Source organism: Pseudomonas iridis (genome assembly GCF_017980685.1).
Taxonomy (GTDB): domain Bacteria; phylum Pseudomonadota; class Gammaproteobacteria; order Pseudomonadales; family Pseudomonadaceae; genus Aquipseudomonas; species Aquipseudomonas iridis.
In genome coordinates this window covers 35,054-53,078 of record NZ_JACXXO010000009.1, presented here as the reverse complement: position 1 = coordinate 53,078, position 18,025 = coordinate 35,054, and the positions used below count along the sequence as shown (strand labels likewise).

The window sequence follows — 18,025 nt, the reverse complement described above, 5'->3', positions numbered from 1 at the left end:
TCCTTATGCGGCAGGTTGCAGGCCGAACATCGCCAGTTGCTGAGTGCTGCCCTTGTGCTGGATCAGGCGTGGATCGTCCAGCGGGAAGTTGCGCCCCAGTTCAGTTTCGAGAATAGCCTGCAACTTGTGGTTATCGACCTGACCGTCCGGGCCGACGGCTTGCTTGAGCTTGGCCGGATCGATTTGTGCGGTATGACCTGGCTCGAAATAGATCGCGCCAGTGGCGAAGTCGACAGCAAATGCGATCAGCCCGGGGATTACGTAGAACAGCAGCCCGACGGCATCGAGCACGGCAATTGCCGGGTCGATCTTGCCGTCGATCTGGCCGCGACGATCCGGATAGAAAATCGAGCCGCACGCGGTGATTTGAGTGAGCAGGGTAGCGACCAGCACGCCGCCGATCAGGCGAAAAGGTAAACGCATGGGAAATCTCCTGAGTCATTTTTAAACGAAGCGTCGTCGAGTGAAATTAAGACCCTGACAAACGCTCGGCAGTTCGCCGTTATACTCGCCGCTCTGTTTGGGAGCCAGCATGATTTCTTTGCCGATCGATGAAGTTTTACCCGCCCTGCGTGAAGCGTTGGCGACACGCCACGAAGCCGTGCTCGAAGCACCGCCCGGCGCCGGTAAAACCACCCGCGTGCCCTTGGCGCTGCTCAATGAAGCCTGGCTCGATGGGCAAACCATCCTCATGCTTGAGCCTCGTCGTCTGGCGGCGCGTGCCGCAGCGGAACGACTGGCCAGCGAGTTGGGCGAGAAGGTCGGGGAGACGGTCGGGTATCGCATTCGTCTCGACAGCAAGGTTGGCCCCAATACCCGCATCGAAGTGGTCACCGAAGGCATTCTCACTCGCCGCTTGCAGGATGACCCGGCACTGGAAGGCGTGGGTCTGCTGATCTTTGACGAATTCCACGAACGCAGCCTCGACGCCGATCTGGCATTGGCCCTGAGTTTGAACGGTCGAGAGCTGTTTCGCGCTGAACAGCCGCTGAAGATTTTGCTGATGTCCGCAACGCTGGAAGGCGAACGCCTGGCCGGTTTGCTCGATGACGCGCCGATCCTGCGCAGCGAGGGCCGCATGTACCCGGTGACAATGCGCTGGGGCCGGCCGTTTCAGCCCGGTGAATACATCGATCAACGCGTGACGCAGACGGTACTCGAAGCGCTCAATGATGAACCCGGCAGCGTGTTGGTGTTTCTGCCGGGGCAGGCGGAAATCCGTCGCGTCCATCAGCAACTGAGCGATGCCATCGGCGCGCGCAGCGAGGTGTTGCTCTGTCCGTTACACGGTGAGCTTGATCTGAACGCGCAACGAGCGGCCATCGATCCGGCTCCACCCGGTCAGCGCAAAGTGGTGCTGGCGACGAACATCGCCGAAACCAGTCTGACCATCAACGGCGTGCGCGTGGTGATTGATGCCGGGCTGGCGCGGGTGCCGCGTTTCGATCCGGGCAGCGGCATGACCCGCCTCGACACTCAACGCATTTCCAAAGCCAGCGCCACCCAACGCGCAGGCCGGGCAGGGCGACTGGAGCCGGGTGTTTGTTATCGCTTGTGGTCGCAGGATCAACACGAGCAACTGGCGGCCTACGGCAGTGCGGAAATTCTTTCGGCAGATCTGGCCAGCCTTGCGTTGCAACTGGGGCGCTGGGGCGTGACACCGGGCGAACTGGTCTGGCTCGACGTGCCGCCGGCAGCGGCTTATGCACAGGCGCAGGATTTGTTGCAGCGCCTGGGTACGCTGGACGGCGAGGCGCTGACTGCGCACGGTCAGGCCATGGCCGAATTGCCGGCGCATCCGCGTATCGGCCACTTATTGCTGCGCGGTCAGGCGTTGGGGCTGGCGACGATGGCTTGCGATGTCGCCGCACTGCTGGGCGAGCGCGATATCTTGCGCGGCGCCGGGGCCGATCTGCACAGCCGACTGGTCCTGCTCTCGGGCGAAGAGCGCGCAAGCCGTGGGGCGCAGGGCGGCGTGCAGCGTGCGCGGCAACTGGCGCGGCAATATCGCGGTTACCTGCGCGGTAAGGCGAGTGAACCGGTCAACGATCCGGATCATCCGCGCTGGCTCGGCGCTTTGCTGGCGCTGGCCTATCCAGACCGTGTCGCCCAACAGCGCCGCGCCGGTGGTGCTGAATATCGCTTGGCCAACGGTCGCGCCGCGCTGTTCGCCGAAGCCGATAGCCTGATGAAAGAGCCATGGATCGTCATCGCCGACCTCGGCAGCCGTCAGGGCCAGCGCGAAGAACGGATTTATCTGGCGGCGGATTTTGATCCGGCGCTGTTCGATTCGGTGCTGGCCGAGCAGGTGCAGTGCGTCGATCAACTGGACTGGGACGAGCGCGAAGGTGTGTTGCGCGCCGAGCGTCAGCGCAAGGTCGGTGAGCTGATCCTCAGTCGTGAACCGTTGACCGGTCTCGATGAAAGCGCACGCAGTCAGGCACTGGTCAATCTGGTGCGGCGCAAGGGGCTTGAGTTGCTGCCATGGACACCGGAACTGCGTCAGTGGCAGGCGCGTGTCGCCCTGTTGCGGCAGTTGGATCTGCAGACTCAAGACGCAAGCCAATGGCCGGACGTCAGCGATGCCGCGCTGATGAAGTCCCTTGAACACTGGCTGATGCCGTACCTGGGCAAAGTTTCGCGGCTCAGTCATTTCGCCAATCTGGATCTGTCGAGCATCGTCCGCAATCTGCTGCCGTGGCCGCTGCCGCAACGGCTGGATGAGCTGGCGCCGCATCATCTGAGCGTGCCGTCGGGTTCGTCGATTCGTCTGGATTACAGCGAGTTTCCGCCGATTCTGGCGGTGCGTTTGCAGGAGTTGTTCGGGCTGGCCGAAACCCCGCGAATCGCTGGCGGCAGGCAAGTGGTCAAGCTGCATCTGCTGTCACCCGCGCGGCGTCCGGTGCAGGTGACGCAGGATCTGGCCAACTTCTGGCGCAGCACTTATGCCGAGGTGAAGAAGGATTTGAAGGGACGGTATCCGAAGCTATTCCATAAGTTAGACCCCTGGGTTGAATCGCTTAACAAAAAGAACATTGACAGAAAGGATTGAGTATTGAGTCCATGCCTCATAGGATTGACGATTTCTCTAGGGAGTGGATATGTCCTATGTGAATCCGCGATACCACGGCCGTTTGGTGCTTGTTCCGCGCGTTCGGAATGCCTTTGCAGAGATTTACGTCTCTCAAAAGCCACGTGGTGCTATCGAGAATTTGCTTGCGGCGTCTGAGCCATCGAGAACGCTTTATCAACTCAATGAGTTCGGGGCGCAGGAGGGCGAGGGAGACCTTTTCAATTTCCCGTTCCTTTTCCATAGGGATGGCAGACCCTGGTTCGAAGCGAATTCGTACTTGCTGAATCATGTGAGGCATAAACCTCTTGTTGGCAGACCCATAGATGATGTTCGTCGTCGGGCCAGCAAATTGCTTGATTATCTGACCTTTTGTGAAGATGAAGCGCTTGATTGGCTGGATTTCTCTGGCCGTCGTCCTGCTTTGCGCCCTACATACAAATATTTCGCTCATTTGGTTAACGAAGGAAAACGTAGCGCGGCAGTCATCAATCAATTCACTGGAGTGGTATTCGATTTTTATAAATATGTGGCGGCTAATTGGCATGACATCGACATCGAACGTGTTGATTCAGTTAAGAAGGTTCAGTTCCTATTTAAAGGCTCATTCGGTAGCAAATTAATAACTGCCGAAAAACGCAGTCAAACTAAATCGACGCCGGCTTCTAGCCCTGTGCCAATTGGGTTTGTTCGGGAGGACGGTGAAGACCTCCGGCCATTGGCCAATGTTGAGCTTGGCGAATTGTTGGGTATGTTGAAGGGCAAAGGATGGACGGTCCAACAACGACTTATTCTACTGACTGCATTGATGACAGGTGCACGAAAACAAACAGTTCTGACAATGCGACTGAAGCATTTGAATTCATTTACAGAAGGAAATTTGCTGAACGACGGTACTTATCTAATGCGTGCAGGTCCGGGCACGGGTATGGATACGAAGCGAGATAGAAGCCAGCAACTATATTTGCCTAGCCAGCTAGTTGAAGAATTAAAGGTTATGGCTAATAGTCCAGCGGCGGCCAAGCGACGCTCAAAGCTGCGGAGCCATTTTGAAAAAGAGTATCCTGAACTCCCCGCTTTGGATGAAGGTGATATGTACGTATTCCTGTCTGACCAAGGGGGATGCTATTACATGGCAAAAGACGATCCTCGCTATCCAATGATTAAATCCCGGCCGACTGGTCAGGTTACAGATACCATCACGCGCAAGCTGTTGGTCAAAGCATCTGATAAGTTTCCAAAAAGTTTTTCTTACCACTGGCTTCGGGCGACTTATGCTTTTCAGCTCTATCAGCATCTGTTACCACTTTTGGCGTCCGGTCAGATTCGCCCAGGGGAAGAGATTTCTTTTATTCAGCACCGATTGCATCATAAAAATAGAGAAATGACTGAACATTACCTTAAGCTCTTCAAGATGCACTCTGAAAAGTTTGCAGCGCAAGAACTGTATGAAGAGGTGCTGTTTCGCTTTGGAAGTTATGAAGATTTGAAATTGGAGACGCTCGATGAGTGATGCGCAAGCAAAAATGACTCATCGTGAAACCGATATTTTTACGGTAGCGCAACTCAGTCAGGAGTTTTTGCGGCCTGAGCGAATTCGTATACAACTCAATAAGGACGTAAAGGCGTTGCCTATTGATATAGGCTGCTTTGCTTATGTGGAGCGCGGGAGAAATAAGAGCCATATTGATAGTCGATGTAATCCGGTTGTAGAAATGTCACTTTTCAAAGATCGGCTCGAATTGATTAGGAGAATAATAGCATCGTTCGCCGTTATGGGTAATCACAGAACCATCCATAGTGAGTGTAGGTATTTTGCGCAATTGCTGACTTGGTGTGATACCAATAACCACACTGATGTATTTTCGACGGCGAGTTCAACAATAACTGCGTATCAGAGTTATACGCAGCATCTTAATCATTTAATTGCTGTAGGCAAAATTGTTCCGGTTAGTGCTTGTAATTTTCAACGAGCTTTCATCAGGCTCATTGTTCTGCGCTTTCCCGAAGAGTCCAGATATATAATCGGCAATGCTATCCGGATTAGGTTTAATAGAGGTGGGGTTAAACCACCGAGGGAGCAGCATGTTGAGATTTACTTGAAAGCATGTGTCGCACTCGCCCGCAACCTGAGCGAGTTTGTAATAGGTGAAAATCCGTTTCCATGTGTTGTCGAGTACGATAATTGCCAAGTCGTTATTTTTCCATCTAATAAAGGAGTGTTCAGTCCTTACATAGAAAGAAAGCTTCATGTTTATAATTATTCTGCTCGCCGAATTTCTACAATTGAAGAGTATATAGATTCCCTTGTGGGTGACGGTGCTTATGTAAGGCGTTCCGCAGTTCGCCGAGCAGTGGATGGCGCCTTAGATAATTTCAAGTCAGCCAACTGTGATCCTAGGCACGAACAGCGACTTCGATTGGCGGCTCTAGCTGCCAAGGCGTACGCTTGCATTTTTCTTGTAATTACTGGTGCTTCACCAGCAGAGTTCGTGCAGTTTGATTATGAAGAAGATACAGCTCTTGAGAAGTCTCTGGTTAAAAAAGAATTCTCTGCTATTAAATTTAGGGCGGGCGGTAAGAAAACTCGATACGCCATCGGAAAGCAAAACGGACTAAGCCTCTTGAGGGGATATCTCAAGCTTAGAGCATGGATTTTGAATGGAGAAACCTTCGGCAAAATGTTTTTCAATATGAATAAATGTGGTGGGTATACAGGAGGGTGTACGCAACTGCCGCAGGCGTTTTCTAGCGTTTTTTATAAAACGATCAGTGGCATCTATCTTGATCCGGACTGTCCGAATATTAGCTCCAGAGCCGTAAGGAAATTCAAGAGTGTTGTACTGCATGGGCTAGGGCTTTCACCGACAACGGTTGCAGATGTCATGAATCATACGGTTTCCACCAATGTGTCTGATTACGTACAAACGTCTATCGAGCAGCAGGAGAGCGAGTTTGGTAGTTATTGGCAGTCTGTTCGCAAGGCCGCATCGGTCATACGCGAGCGGAGAGGTGCCGACTCCTTCGCTACGGCTACTGGGCACTGTGATGACTTTAACAACCCCTCACCGATAGATCCGGTGGTAGTGATTCAGCCCAGTTGCAAAACGCAATACGGATGCCTGTACTGCAAGCACTATGTCTGTCACTCAGATGAAGAAGATTTACATAAGCTTTTCAGTTTGCAATTCGTAATTAATGCGGTTCGCAGCGCGGCGCCCGACTTACATCATGCCGACACGTTATTTAAAGACTTGATGATTCGTATTGAGTTCATTATTGGAGTAATTGGAGGTCGTTCGGCTACAAGCGCCGAATTGACTGTCCTGATAAGGCGTAAAGTTAACGTATTGGGTGAGTTAACTCCGTTTTGGGAAAATCGATTACAGCGCTATGAAAAAATGGGAGTCGTATTTTGAGTGCTGGATATGTGAGTGGGCTATTTATAAGCTCTGACAAGTCAGACTCAGTTGCTCCAGATGCTCTGGGCAATTCTACTGTCGCACCTTCTGCTGATTTCGTCCTTTGTCGAGATAAGAACGGCAAGCCGACTGCTACTTATGGAGATGATGCCTGGGACTTCAACCCATACAGGTTGAGCGCAAAAAAAATAATGGCACTGAATTTTAATTCTATCTTTGCTGAGGGCGGTCCTGAGCAAGAAGCGTTGATCGCGGAAGTTAAGTATATCCTGTTTTGTCTGATTTACAGTGCCGGGTCCGGACGTGTCGGTAGGCTATCACCATCAACACTTTTGCAATATTTTGTAGAGTTTCGTATTGCTGCTCGGTTTTGCTTTGATCAAAAAAATAAGCCGTTGGTAGGTGTTTTGTCGATGCGGCAGTTGCTGATAACACCAGTGTATTTCGCAGTTTTTGTTTCTCAGAATAACAAAAGAACAAATTTCAATAGAACGTTTAGAGGGCTTTTAAATCACTTGCTCACCATTGGTGAGCAGCGGTTAGGATACAAGGTTATAAGTTCAAACGATCTGGAGTTTGGTCGAACGAAAAGTATGCAGCATCCAGTTATACCAACCCATATATATCTTGGTATTATTAATCAACTGGGAAATTTTCTTGATCAACTGTACCTAGGGCTCGACGGGATTGAGAATTTTATTGCTTGCTTTGCTGACTTTTTTTACGGGCGTTCAAAAAACCAACAAAGGACGCGTGGTGCTGGCGGGGAAAAGCATCGTAGGCCTACGTTTGAGCAAGCACTCAAAAGCCATGGTCTGAGCAAGATCATGAGTGACGAGTTCGCCTGCTCAGACCGAAGACAATTATCTAGGTCGTTAATGGCAATGCAATGTGTAGTAAAAACTATTATTCATCTCTACACCGGCATGCGGGATCAGGAAGTACTCCGATTATCCTATAACTGTCTAAGTCAAGAGGTAGCTGTATCCGAGACTGTGGATGATCATGGCTCAGTGCGAGATAGCGCTAGGATGATCAGTATCATTTCTACTACTACCAAGTTCGAGGGTTATAGAAAGGAGGAGTCCTGGCTGGCCACCGAAGAAGTGATCAAAGCCATAAAGGTAGCGCAAGCTATTTGTCGAGGCCTTTGTGTATTATACAGAATTGATAATCCCGAGAAATGCCCCTTGTTTCTAAACTCTGCAATTTTGCTTCATGAAGACACGGAGGTTGGGGTTGGTAGGTTGGATAAGCGTGCACGGGAAATGAATTGGTCTAGAGGTATTTTGATCCAGTCAGCTGATCTGCGAGAGCTCACGCTAAGTGATCCGGAACGTGACTACTCTAGTGATAATAGATACGCTTTAGGCAAGCCATGGCCAATAAGTTCTCATCAATTACGACGCTCATTGGCATTTTATGCAAGTAGTAGTGGCTTTGTGTCGTTGCCGAGCTTGAAGTCGCAGTACAAACATATGACGATTCAGATGACTCGGTATTACGCGAACAATTTCGAAAACCTGAAAACTATTTTTGGCTATTTCGACGTAAAAAAGAACGAGTTTGTTCTGCCCGCGTCGCATGTTGCCTTGGAATTTCAGGTGGGAATGCCCATGGCTGTGGCAAATCAGCTTCTAGCAGATTTGCTTGGTAAGGAGACATCACTCTTTGGTGGCACCGGGTCCTATATGGAGAAGCAAAAAGCTCGAGTAGAGAGCGGGGAGTTGTGCGTGGAAGATGTCCGCGCTGAAACCCTTAGCAGGGTTAAGAACGGAGAGCTTTACTACCGTTCAACTCTTTTAGGCGGTTGCACGAAAGTAGGTAGATGCGATTCTTTCCTGCTCGGCGACTTTGTTGAGTGCTTGTCGTGTGAAGGAGCAATAATAAAGTCGGAAAAAATAGCTGATGCTATTGTAACAATGAATTCCGAAATTGCGTCCTATGAAAAAAATTCTGTTGAGTATCAAATAACAAAAATCGATCTGGACAAACTCGTGAGCTTTCAGGCTCGTGTGATTGAGACTAGAAGGGTTGAGCGATGAAGGCTAAAGATGGGGTTAGTAGGGGGGTGATTGTCTGCGAGGAAGCTTTTAACCGCCTTGTAGATGGTGCGCCGGTTGTTTCAGAGCATGTTGGTATTGACTCATCGAAAATTACGGCTGGCATTGTCAGTGTGGAAGCAGGATTCGATCGTGGCTATCTGAAAAAGTCACGAAGAATCCATCAACCCCTAATTGCACGGATTGAGGCTTATCGGGTAGAGGCCGCGTCCAGTAAAACAACTCGTTCGCCCAAGGCGCAAGCAATTAAGCGGGTACAGGACAAGCTAGCTGTGCTGGAGGATGAGTTAAAAGTTGCCTGTCACCAGCGAGATGTTGTACTTACACAGAATCTGCAACTGTATGAGCGGGTAAGGGAGTTGGAGCGGGAGCTCGCACGAGTTCAGCCAAGGTTCGGTGGGTAATTGCACGGACTTAACCACCCAGATTCCAGCGTGTGCGGCGTTCTGGCTGGCAAGCGTCAGCTCGATGGGCATGACGATGAATGGGCCGGTCACGGTAAGCAGCTCCGACAAACGCTGTGCGGCAGCACTGGAAGAAATGGCATCCACCGTGTAGATCCTACAGGCTACATTGGTTGAACAGAAATCCCGCCCGGTTCGCCGGGCCTTCAAGGAAATCGATATGTCTTGGTTTGATAGGTTGTTTCATTTCTCACGCACCAATGACATACCTCAACCTACATCGCGCCCTAGACCACCTCGCAACGAGCCACCCAAGCCAGCGGTCATTGGCTCTTACAGCGATATTGGCGACCCGCTATACATCCAGGCAATCAGCTTCGTACTAGATGCCAGGCGAGCTTCCATCAGTGGGGTCCAGCGGCATCTGAAAATCGGGTACAACCGGGCAGCTAGATTTATTGAAGCCATGGAGTTTGATGGGTTCGTATCGCCACTTAACGCTGCAGGTGAGCGTCGTTTGCTATCGACCGAAGAACGCAGTGCCCACCTTCTTGGTCGCACCGGACAAAAGCCAGGCAGTCCAAACGCTGAGCTCGAACAAAAGCCGACTCGCAGTAAGGCACTCCCTTGCCCAGAAAGAGTTGAGATTCCACCGCTTACGGGCAGAATCAAAGGCACTAGGGATATTGGGTTCGACATCGTTGGAGAGTCGCATTATCAGGCGGCTTTGAGAACACTCAGGAACTCCAGATGCTTGGCCGAGGATAATGACTTTGAAGCGTTCATTGTGACCGAACCTAACAACCCCCATGACGCCAACGCATGTGCAGTTTTCATAGATGGGTTCAAAGTGGGCTATCTGCCGAGAGAGGCGGCAGCCAGTTTTGTCGCACAGATTGGGGACCAAGGAATTCACGGTGTTTCATGTTTCCAGCTCAGAGCCAAATTGGTAGGTGGGTACGGCACTAAATTGAAAATTGGTGTGATGGTCAATCTACCCCCCGGCGATGAGTGAGAACTGTCAGGATACGCCACCGCTTATCAGCCCGCCTCGCGGGCTAAGCCCATAGGAGAGGACCAATTTCAGGCCTCGGCATTGAGTAGGAAAATATTCTATGGCTTTAGGGATGGTCTGAAGTAGTTGTGTATTTCTGGCTGACTTCAGCCCCTGCCGATTTTAAAAGCGGCAAATCGATCAAAAACGCTCAGATCACCCGCTTATTTCTGTGTTTTTAGCCGCCGCGAGCACCTCGCGGCAGCCATTTTCCACATTACAGGCGCACCTCTCCTGCATTCGCCAGTAAATGTCGGCGCGCCATCCACAGGTTCGACAGCGCGAACAGCGTCATCAGTTGCGCCGTGTTCTTCGCCAGACCACGGAAGCGCACCTTCACATAACCGAACTGGCGCTTGATCACCCGGAACGGATGCTCGACCTTGGCTCGTACCTGAGCCTTGGCCTTCTCAATCTTGCGCTTGGCTTTGTACAAAGCACTGCGCTTATCAAGCTTCTTGTAAGTACTACGGCGGGCGGCGATCTGCCAGATGACCCCCCGGCCTTCATGTTCAGGGCGTTTCTCGACGCCGGTGTAACCCGCGTCGGCACCGACCATGTTCTCATCGCCGTGCAGCAGCTTATCGACCTGGGTGACATCGGCCACGTTGGCCGCCGTGCCCACCACGCTGTGCACCAAGCCCGACTCATCATCGACACCGATGTGCGCCTTCATGCCGAAGTGGTGAGTCGGCCGCGGGAACTGCCCCCGCAGCCGCTCGCAGAACCGTACGTGACACTCTCGCGTCATACGGCTCCCGTTATCCAACCTTGCTGCCCGGTCACTCGCCAGTGATGAAACAGCCGGGGTACCACAGTCCGCATCTTGTCCAGCCATTGGCTAATGCGCCGCTTGCGCCTATGAAGAGCCTTGTATTTTCGTCGGGCCCAGCGTTCAAGCGCGCGGTCAATGTGCTGGAAGATGCCAAGCATGGCTGTCCGATAGAACGAGCCATAGTATTGCGACCACCCCTGTATCACTGGATTGTAGAGCCGAGCCACGTCGACCAGCGTCACGTGGGTTTGGCGATTGAGTCGCCACCTGCGTACCGCTTGCCGCATCCGCTTTAAGGCATCCGCACTCGCTCCCGGAAGGAAGCTCGTGAAGAGCTGGTCTTGTTTGCTGAGCGCCTTCCTCGGCCTAAAGGTGAAGCCGAGGAAGGTAAAGCTCACATGCGGATAACCTGCGCGACGGTTACTGTCCTTGCAGTACACGACCTTCGATTTCTCGGGGTGCATCGTCAAGCCACAGGCAGCCAGCCGTGAAGCAATGGAGCGCATCACGTACTCCGCTTGCTTTCGACTGCGGCAGTGCACCACCGCATCATCGGCGTAGCGGGCAAACGGGCAGTTGGGGCTGGTACGTTGCATCCAGGTGTCGAAGGCATAGTGCATGAACAGATTCATCAGGAGGGGACTGATCACTCCACCTTGCGGGGTGCCGCGTTCGCGTCGGACGCGCATACCGTGATCCGTTTCGAACGGCGCAACCAGCCACCGCTCGATGTACAGAAGTATCCAGTCCTCCTTGATGTGCAGGCGCACCGCCTTCATCAGCAACCCATGATTGATCTGATCGAAGGCTGCCTTGATATCAAACTCCACCACCCAGTCGTATCGCCAGCAGCGCTCACGCGTGATCGCCACCGCCTGCTTCGCTGATCGTCCCGGCCGGTACCCATAGGAGTCCGAGTGGAAGATCGAGTCCAGCTCCGGCTCGATGAGAAGCTTGACCACGGTTTGCGCGACACGATCACCAACCGTGGGCACTCCCAGCTTGCGCGTGCCTCCCGATGCCTTGGGAATTTCTACTTGCTTGACCGGAGGCGGGAAGTACGACCCCGACGACATCCGATTCCACAGCTTGTAGAGATTCTTAGACAGATCCCGCTCGAAATCGGCGATGGTTTCATCGTCGATGCCGGCAGCACCGCGGTTGGCCCTGACCTGCTGGTAGGCGTCCCATACCGTGCGTTTCGCTATGTCATAAGGTTTCGCCGAGCTCACGCCACTCATCCCCGGAGGTTGGCAACGCTCGTCGGCCGGATAACGCCGCCCCTTCGCTCCACCTCCATTACAGAGGCTTCATCGCTACTACGGGAGGCTCCGCCCCTCGTTCCAGCATCGGTATTCTTCCTCATGGTGTTGGCCATTTGTCATTTTCCTTCGCATCTGGAACAAGGTTCTCACGTTCCGTACCAAAGCCTGTATGAAGATCATGCCGCCTATACACCGGCTGCCATCGGGTCCGTAAGCAGGTAACGCCCCGACTTGTCCTGAAGCCAGTACTCCACCTCAGTTTCGGCAGCACCTTGGGCATAACGATGCGTCATCGGACGGTTTGCTTTCGCTCATCTTCTCCATACTCACCTGCCATCCTCAGGGATGACTTTTCCTCGGTCGCTCACCACCACACCTTTTGGATGCAGCAGCACCGGGTGGTTTGAAGTCCGCTCCTGCAAGCCGACTTCAGAAGGCCTACTTCCATCTTCGGCACAGCAGCACAGGTCATCTGACCTGTGTTCGTGACACACAGTACTGGTTACCCTTCTTGGTCTGATGCATTTCCGGGTCGCGCTTACCGTCCTTGTTCTTGGTCGAACTCGGCGCATTGATCAGCGTGGCATCGACGATCGTGCCTTGGCGCAGCGACAGCCCTCGGTCGCCCAGATAGCCATTGATGACAGCCAAGATGCCGGCGGCTAGTTCGTGCTTCTCCAGCAAACGACGGAAGTTGAGGATGGTGGTTTCATCGGGGATACGCTCCAAGCTCAGCCCCGCGAACTGGCGCAGGATGGTGGTCTCGTACAGCGCCTCTTCCATCGCTGGATCGCTGTAACCGAACCAGTTTTGCATCAGGTGCACGCGCAGCATCGCCATCAGCGGATAGGCCGGACGACCGCCTTCACCCTTGGGATAATGCGGCTCGATCAAGGCAATCAAACCCTTCCACGGCACCACCCGATCCATCTCGATCAGGAACAACTCTTTGCGGGTTTGTTTGCGCTTACCGGCGTACTCGGCGTCGGCGAAGGTCATCTGCTTCATCGGGAAACTCGGTGGGTGGAATCCGGGTATTTTGCCAAAATCTGGAAGTCTTCTTCAGAGTTTCCCTAGCATTAAGCTGGGCGCGACAACAGACGTCTAGTTGGGCGGCACCTGAAGGTTTCGACCAGCCACATAACGGCCTAGGTCAATCGACGGGCAAGAATAGAATGTCTCCTATAGTCCGCTAGTGTGCGCTCTCTTGCTTGGATGGCATTACGTTCTGGCCCAACGTTACTGTAGCGAATCCGCAGCAGTATCAATCAAAGCCTCCTGTATCCCGCGTGAAGAAAGACGCTACGTTGCGCCCGTTCTTCCACGGCTTCGCTTGCCGCCCCGCTACGGCAGATTCGAAGTATTCATCGAAATGTCATCCTTTAGAAGCAGTGCGGTAACAAGGAATTTCTACCCTTTGCATCGCGAACCGCAATTGTGCGGCCAGCAATATTGCGAAAGGTGATCAAATGACGCCCCATCCGATACAGGACGCCGTGCTGCGGGTCGACCGGTTGAGCGTCGTCTATCCAGGCGGCGTGACAGCCCTACGCGATACCTCGATTGCATTTCGGCGTGGTGAGTTCACCGTGCTGCTTGGTCTCTCGGGCGCAGGCAAGTCGACCTTGCTCCGTAGTCTCAATCGACTCGTCACGCCCACTGGCGGCAGTGTCACCAGCGAACTCGGTGAACTCGGCAGCGGCTCGGCCTTGCGTCAGCATCGTCGGCGTACCGCCATGATCTTTCAGCACCACCAGCTAATCGAACGTCAAAGCGCACTGGCTAATGTGCTTACCGGTCGGCTGGCCTTTCACAACACGCTCCGCTCGCTGTTTCCTCTGCCGCGTGCCGATCAGGAGATTGCGCTCAGTTGCCTCGCTCGGGTCGGTCTGGCAGACAAGGCGCTAAGCCGGGTGGACAAACTGTCCGGTGGCCAGCAGCAGCGGGTAGGCATCGCGCGTGCGCTAGCGCAACAGCCGGCGATCATTCTGGCCGATGAGCCGGTAGCCAGTCTCGACCCGGCCACTTCGGTCCGTGTTCTCGGATTGCTGCGCGACATCTGCAAGGAAGACGGCATCACCGCCATCGTTTCGCTGCATCAACTCGAATATGCCCGCCGCTTCGCCGATCGCGTCGTCGGGCTGGCCGATTCTCAGATCGTTTTCGATGCCGCGCCCTCGGAACTCACCGATGCGCAGCTTGAGCGCATCTATGCAGGCCGCTCTACGACTCAGCCAGCGAATGCTCCGGCTGAACCACCTGTCATGCTCGAACCTTCACTGGAGATGTCCCGATGAAACGCTTATCCGCGCTCTTATTGACTTGCTTGCTGTCCGCTGTTTCAAGTTTGTCCGCCCTAGCGGCCGATGCCGATCCGGATGTGCTAAAGGTTGCCCTGCTGCCGGACGAAAACGCCTCCGAGCTGATCAAGCGTAACCAGCCGCTGAAGGATTATCTGGAAGAGCATCTGGACAAGAAGGTGCAGCTGATCGTAACCACCGACTATTCCTCGATGATTGAGGCGATGCGCTTTGGCCGTATCGACCTGGCGTATTTCGGTCCGCTGTCCTACGTCATGGCCAAAAGCAAAAGCGACATCGAGCCCTTCGCTGCCATGGTCATCGACGGCAAGCCGACCTATCGCTCGGTGATTATCGCCAATGTGGCGTCAGGCGTGAATGAGTATGCCGACCTTAAGGGCAAGAAGATGGCCTATGGTGACCGGGCATCGACGTCCAGCCATTTGATTCCCAAAACCGTGCTTCTTGAGACGGCCGATTTGACGGGTGGGCAGGACTACGAACAACATTTTGTGGGCACGCATGACGCCGTTGCCGTCAACGTGGCGAACGGCAACGCCGATGCGGGTGGGCTGTCGGAGGTAATTTTCAATCACGTAGCCGAACGTGGCCTAATCGATCCGAGCAAGGTGAAAGTACTTGGTTACAGCGGCGAATACCCCCAGTACCCCTGGGCGATGCGCTCGAACCTGAGCCCCGAGCTGAAAACCAAGGTGCGGGATGTATTCGTCGGTATCGACGATCCCGAAGTGCTGCGCAACTTCAAGGCCGAGGCCTTCGCGCCAATCACCGACGCCGACTACGATGTGATCCGCAACATGGGATCGCTGCTCGGCCTCGACTTCGCCACGATGTGAGCACCGATATGTCTACTCATTACGACGTGCAGGCGCTGCCTGCAGAGCAACGCGAGCACATCCTTCGAGGCTTCGGCCTCGGTTGGTGGCGCCAGCTGGGGCAGGTGGCGATTGTATTCGGAGTGGTGCTGTTGGCCTGCTGGTACGTGGGGCTGCTCGATGCCACCACGCTGCTGAACGGGCTGCCCTCCATCGCGACCCTGGCAGGCGAGGCCATGCCGCCAGACTTTTCGGGCTATCGAAGCTGGATTCGCCCCTTGATCGACACCTTGGCGATGAGCATCGCCGGTACGGCCATCGCAGTGGTGTTCTCGCTGGTGGTGGCCTTCGTTGCAGCGCGCAATACGGCGCCGCACCCCCTTGTGTTCGGTGTTGCCCGGGTGCTGCTCAATGCCCTGCGGTCGGTGCCGGAGCTGATCATGGGCATCATCTTCGTTGCAGCCGTAGGGTTCGGCGCCTTGCCGGGCGTGCTTGCCCTGGGTCTGCATTCGGTCGGCATGGTCGGCAAGTTCTTCGCCGAGGCCATCGAGCACGTCGACGAAGCGCCGGTGGAAGCCGCTCGGGCGGCGGGGGCTACGCCGATGCAAGTGCTGCTGCACGCGGTTTTGCCACAGGTGACGCCGCAGTTCGCCGACGTGGCGATCTACCGCTGGGAATACAACTTTCGCGCCTCCACCGTGATGGGCATGGTTGGCGCCGGCGGTATCGGCTTCGAACTCATGGGCTCGCTGCGCATCATGCAGTACCAGGAGGTTGCAGCAATCCTGCTGGTCATCCTGGCCATGGTCACGCTAGTAGACGCCTTCAGTGGCGTGCTGCGCAAACGTTTCAAATAGGACAAACCATGCTGCCGAAACTCGTTATAACTCACCGAGTACACGATGAGATCCTGCAACTGCTGGCGCCACATTGCGAGCTGATGACCAACCAGACCGACAGCACGCTGACGCGCGAGGAAATTCTGCGCCGCTGCCGCGATGCTCAGGCGATGATGGCGTTCATGCCCGATCGGGTCGATGCAGACTTTCTTCAAGCCTGCCCTGAGCTGCGTGTAGTCGGCTGCGCGCTCAAGGGCTTCGACAATTTCGATGTGGACGCCTGTACTGCCCGCGGGGTCTGGCTGACCTTCGTGCCTGATCTGTTGACGGTCCCGACTGCCGAGCTGGCGATCGGACTGGCGGTGGGGCTGGGGCGGCATCTGCGGGCAGCAGATGCGTTCGTCCGCTCTGGCGAGTTCCAGGGCTGGCAACCACAGTTCTACGGCACGGGGCTGGATAACGCTACGGTCGGCATCCTTGGCATGGGCGCCATCGGACTGGCCATGGCTGATCGCTTGCAGGGATGGGGCGCGACCCTGCAGTACCACGAGGCGAAGGCTCTGGATACACAAACCGAGCAACGGCTCGGCCTGCGCCAGGTGGCGTGCAGCGAACTCTTCGCCAGCTCGGACTTCATCCTGCTGGCGCTTCCCTTGAATGCCGATACCCAGCATCTGGTCAACGCCGAGCTGCTTGCCCTCGTACGGCCGGGCGCTCTGCTTGTAAACCCCTGTCGTGGTTCGGTAGTGGATGAAGCCGCCGTGCTCGCGGCGCTTGAGCGAGGCCAGCTCGGCGGGTATGCGGCGGATGTATTCGAAATGGAAGACTGGGCTCGCGCGGACCGGCCGCGGCTGATCGATCCTGCGCTGCTCGCGCATCCGAATACGCTGTTCACTCCGCACATAGGGTCGGCAGTGCGCGCGGTGCGCCTGGAGATTGAACGTTGTGCAGCGCAGAACATCATCCAGGTATTGGCAGGTGCGCGCCCAATCAACGCTGCGAACCGTCTGCCCAAGGCCGAGCCTGCCGCATGTTGAATCCGGTCTGGCTGAAGAGCCTGGTAGCGATCGTTCAAACAGGCAGTTTTCAGAGCGCGGCGAGGGCGTTGGGGCTGGCCCAGCCGACGGTGTCGCAGCACTTGCAGAAGCTTGAAGAGCAGGTCGGCGTAACGCTGGTGCAGCGCAGTCGTAGCGGCTGCCAGCCTACCACACGGGCGCTGGCCTTCATGCCGCATGCGACCGCCTTGCTCGACATGCACGCCCGGGCGCTAGAAGCCCTGCATGGCAATCGTGAGCGCGTCGGGGCCAGCTCCAACATCGGCACCTACCTTCTCCAGCCATTCGTGCGCAACTATCTGACGACCGCAAATGAGAGGGGCGAGGTGGATCTGCGCATCGCCGCCAACCCGGATGTGGCCGACCAGCTACTGGCGGGCCAGCTCGACGCCGCGATCATGGAATGGTGGCTACCTCACCCCGACTTCGAACACCGCCTCTGGCGGGTCGAGCCGCTGGTGCTTATCGTCAGCCCCGACCATGCGCTGGCTGAAGCAGGGTGCATAGAACGTGATCGTCTGGTGGACCTGCCGATGCTGGGAGGTGAACCGGGTAGCGGTACCGGACGGCTTCTGACCGAATACTTTGGCGAACTGGGCGTGCCTCGCAGCGGTATGCAGCTAGGCAGCACCGAGGCAGTCAAACAAGCAGTGAGGGCGGGACTCGGCGTGTCGTTGGTGATGGCTTCCGCAGTACAAGACGAAGTTCGCAGTGGCGCGCTGGTAGCTCTTCCCATCCCGGGGCTTGAAAAGCGTCTCCAACTGATCTGGCGCAAACCTCCCGGAAATCTGCACCCGCCGGGATTTGTGCGGCACTTATTGGAGGAGGCAGATCTAGCTGGATAAGGTGATGGATGGTTGCGATCCAGCGCTTGGCTTGTCAGCCTAGGGAAACTCTGAAAAAGACTTTCTGATTTGGCAAAATACCGCGACCCCACCCACC

At 55.0% G+C, this 18,025-nt stretch carries 13 protein-coding genes and 2 pseudogenes; 11 read left to right on the top strand and 4 right to left on the bottom strand.

Annotated features, from left to right (window positions below; translation table 11 throughout):
- Positions 1-3: 3 nt before the first annotated feature.
- Entirely contained in the window at positions 4-423 is a 420-nt protein-coding gene (locus tag IEQ42_RS16180) for a hypothetical protein (protein ID WP_042561222.1), read from the bottom strand.
- Between the two features lie 109 nt (positions 424-532).
- On the opposite strand from IEQ42_RS16180, the gene hrpB reads away from it, so the two are divergent.
- The 6 genes from hrpB (at position 533) to IEQ42_RS27765 (ending at position 9,974) form a co-directional block, all read left to right on the top strand.
- On the top strand, positions 533-3,052 hold the full coding sequence (gene hrpB, locus IEQ42_RS16175) for an ATP-dependent helicase HrpB (protein WP_210704160.1): 2,520 nt from the start codon (positions 533-535) through the stop codon (positions 3,050-3,052).
- Positions 3,053-3,101: 49 nt separating this feature from the next.
- Positions 3,102-4,583, top strand: a complete 1,482-nt coding sequence (locus IEQ42_RS16170) for a site-specific integrase (protein WP_032904872.1) — start codon at positions 3,102-3,104, stop codon at positions 4,581-4,583.
- On the top strand, positions 4,576-6,489 hold the full coding sequence (locus IEQ42_RS16165) for a hypothetical protein (RefSeq protein ID WP_034139406.1): 1,914 nt from the start codon (positions 4,576-4,578) through the stop codon (positions 6,487-6,489). Before IEQ42_RS16170 ends, IEQ42_RS16165 begins: the two co-directional genes overlap by 8 nt.
- Positions 6,486-8,537, top strand: coding sequence for an integrase (locus tag IEQ42_RS16160; protein WP_227496825.1), 2,052 nt, complete (start codon positions 6,486-6,488; stop codon positions 8,535-8,537). The genes IEQ42_RS16165 and IEQ42_RS16160 overlap by 4 nt, the downstream gene beginning before the upstream one ends.
- Positions 8,534-8,959, top strand: a complete 426-nt coding sequence (locus tag IEQ42_RS16155) for a hypothetical protein (protein WP_080761479.1) — start codon at positions 8,534-8,536, stop codon at positions 8,957-8,959. Before IEQ42_RS16160 ends, IEQ42_RS16155 begins: the two co-directional genes overlap by 4 nt.
- Positions 8,960-9,179: 220 nt before the next feature.
- A complete protein-coding gene (locus IEQ42_RS27765; protein ID WP_020301990.1) occupies positions 9,180-9,974 on the top strand; it encodes a DNA translocase FtsK in 795 nt (264 codons plus the stop codon).
- A gap of 256 nt (positions 9,975-10,230) precedes the next feature.
- On the opposite strand, the pseudogene IEQ42_RS16145 reads toward IEQ42_RS27765, so the two are convergent.
- The 3 genes and pseudogenes from IEQ42_RS16145 to IEQ42_RS16135 all read right to left on the bottom strand — a co-directional run.
- Positions 10,231-10,701: pseudogene (locus tag IEQ42_RS16145) on the bottom strand (IS5 family transposase); the annotation flags it as partial.
- A gap of 59 nt (positions 10,702-10,760) precedes the next feature.
- Positions 10,761-12,029 (bottom strand): group II intron reverse transcriptase/maturase, encoded by a 1,269-nt coding sequence (gene ltrA, locus IEQ42_RS16140; RefSeq protein WP_010466266.1) that lies wholly within the window; start codon positions 12,027-12,029, stop codon positions 10,761-10,763.
- A 519-nt stretch (positions 12,030-12,548) separates the two neighbouring features.
- Positions 12,549-13,061 (bottom strand): annotated as a pseudogene (locus tag IEQ42_RS16135) (IS5-like element ISPre1 family transposase); the annotation flags it as partial.
- A gap of 461 nt (positions 13,062-13,522) precedes the next feature.
- On the opposite strand from IEQ42_RS16135, the gene phnC reads away from it, so the two are divergent.
- Genes phnC through IEQ42_RS16110 form a run of 5 tightly spaced genes read left to right on the top strand, consistent with a single transcriptional unit; the run spans position 13,523 to position 17,928 of the window.
- Positions 13,523-14,350, top strand: a complete 828-nt coding sequence (phnC, locus tag IEQ42_RS16130) for a phosphonate ABC transporter ATP-binding protein (protein WP_003118432.1) — start codon at positions 13,523-13,525, stop codon at positions 14,348-14,350.
- Entirely contained in the window at positions 14,347-15,210 is an 864-nt protein-coding gene (gene phnD, locus IEQ42_RS16125; RefSeq protein WP_010466255.1) for a phosphate/phosphite/phosphonate ABC transporter substrate-binding protein, read from the top strand. The genes phnC and phnD overlap by 4 nt, the downstream gene beginning before the upstream one ends.
- A gap of 8 nt (positions 15,211-15,218) precedes the next feature.
- Positions 15,219-16,046, top strand: a complete 828-nt coding sequence (phnE, locus tag IEQ42_RS16120) for a phosphonate ABC transporter, permease protein PhnE (RefSeq protein WP_010466252.1) — start codon at positions 15,219-15,221, stop codon at positions 16,044-16,046.
- 8 nt (positions 16,047-16,054) lie between these two features.
- Entirely contained in the window at positions 16,055-17,065 is a 1,011-nt protein-coding gene (gene ptxD, locus IEQ42_RS16115) for a phosphonate dehydrogenase PtxD (RefSeq protein WP_003118429.1), read from the top strand.
- A complete protein-coding gene (locus IEQ42_RS16110) occupies positions 17,059-17,928 on the top strand; it encodes a LysR family transcriptional regulator (protein ID WP_010466239.1) in 870 nt (289 codons plus the stop codon). Before ptxD ends, IEQ42_RS16110 begins: the two co-directional genes overlap by 7 nt.
- Positions 17,929-18,025 lie beyond the last annotated feature (97 nt).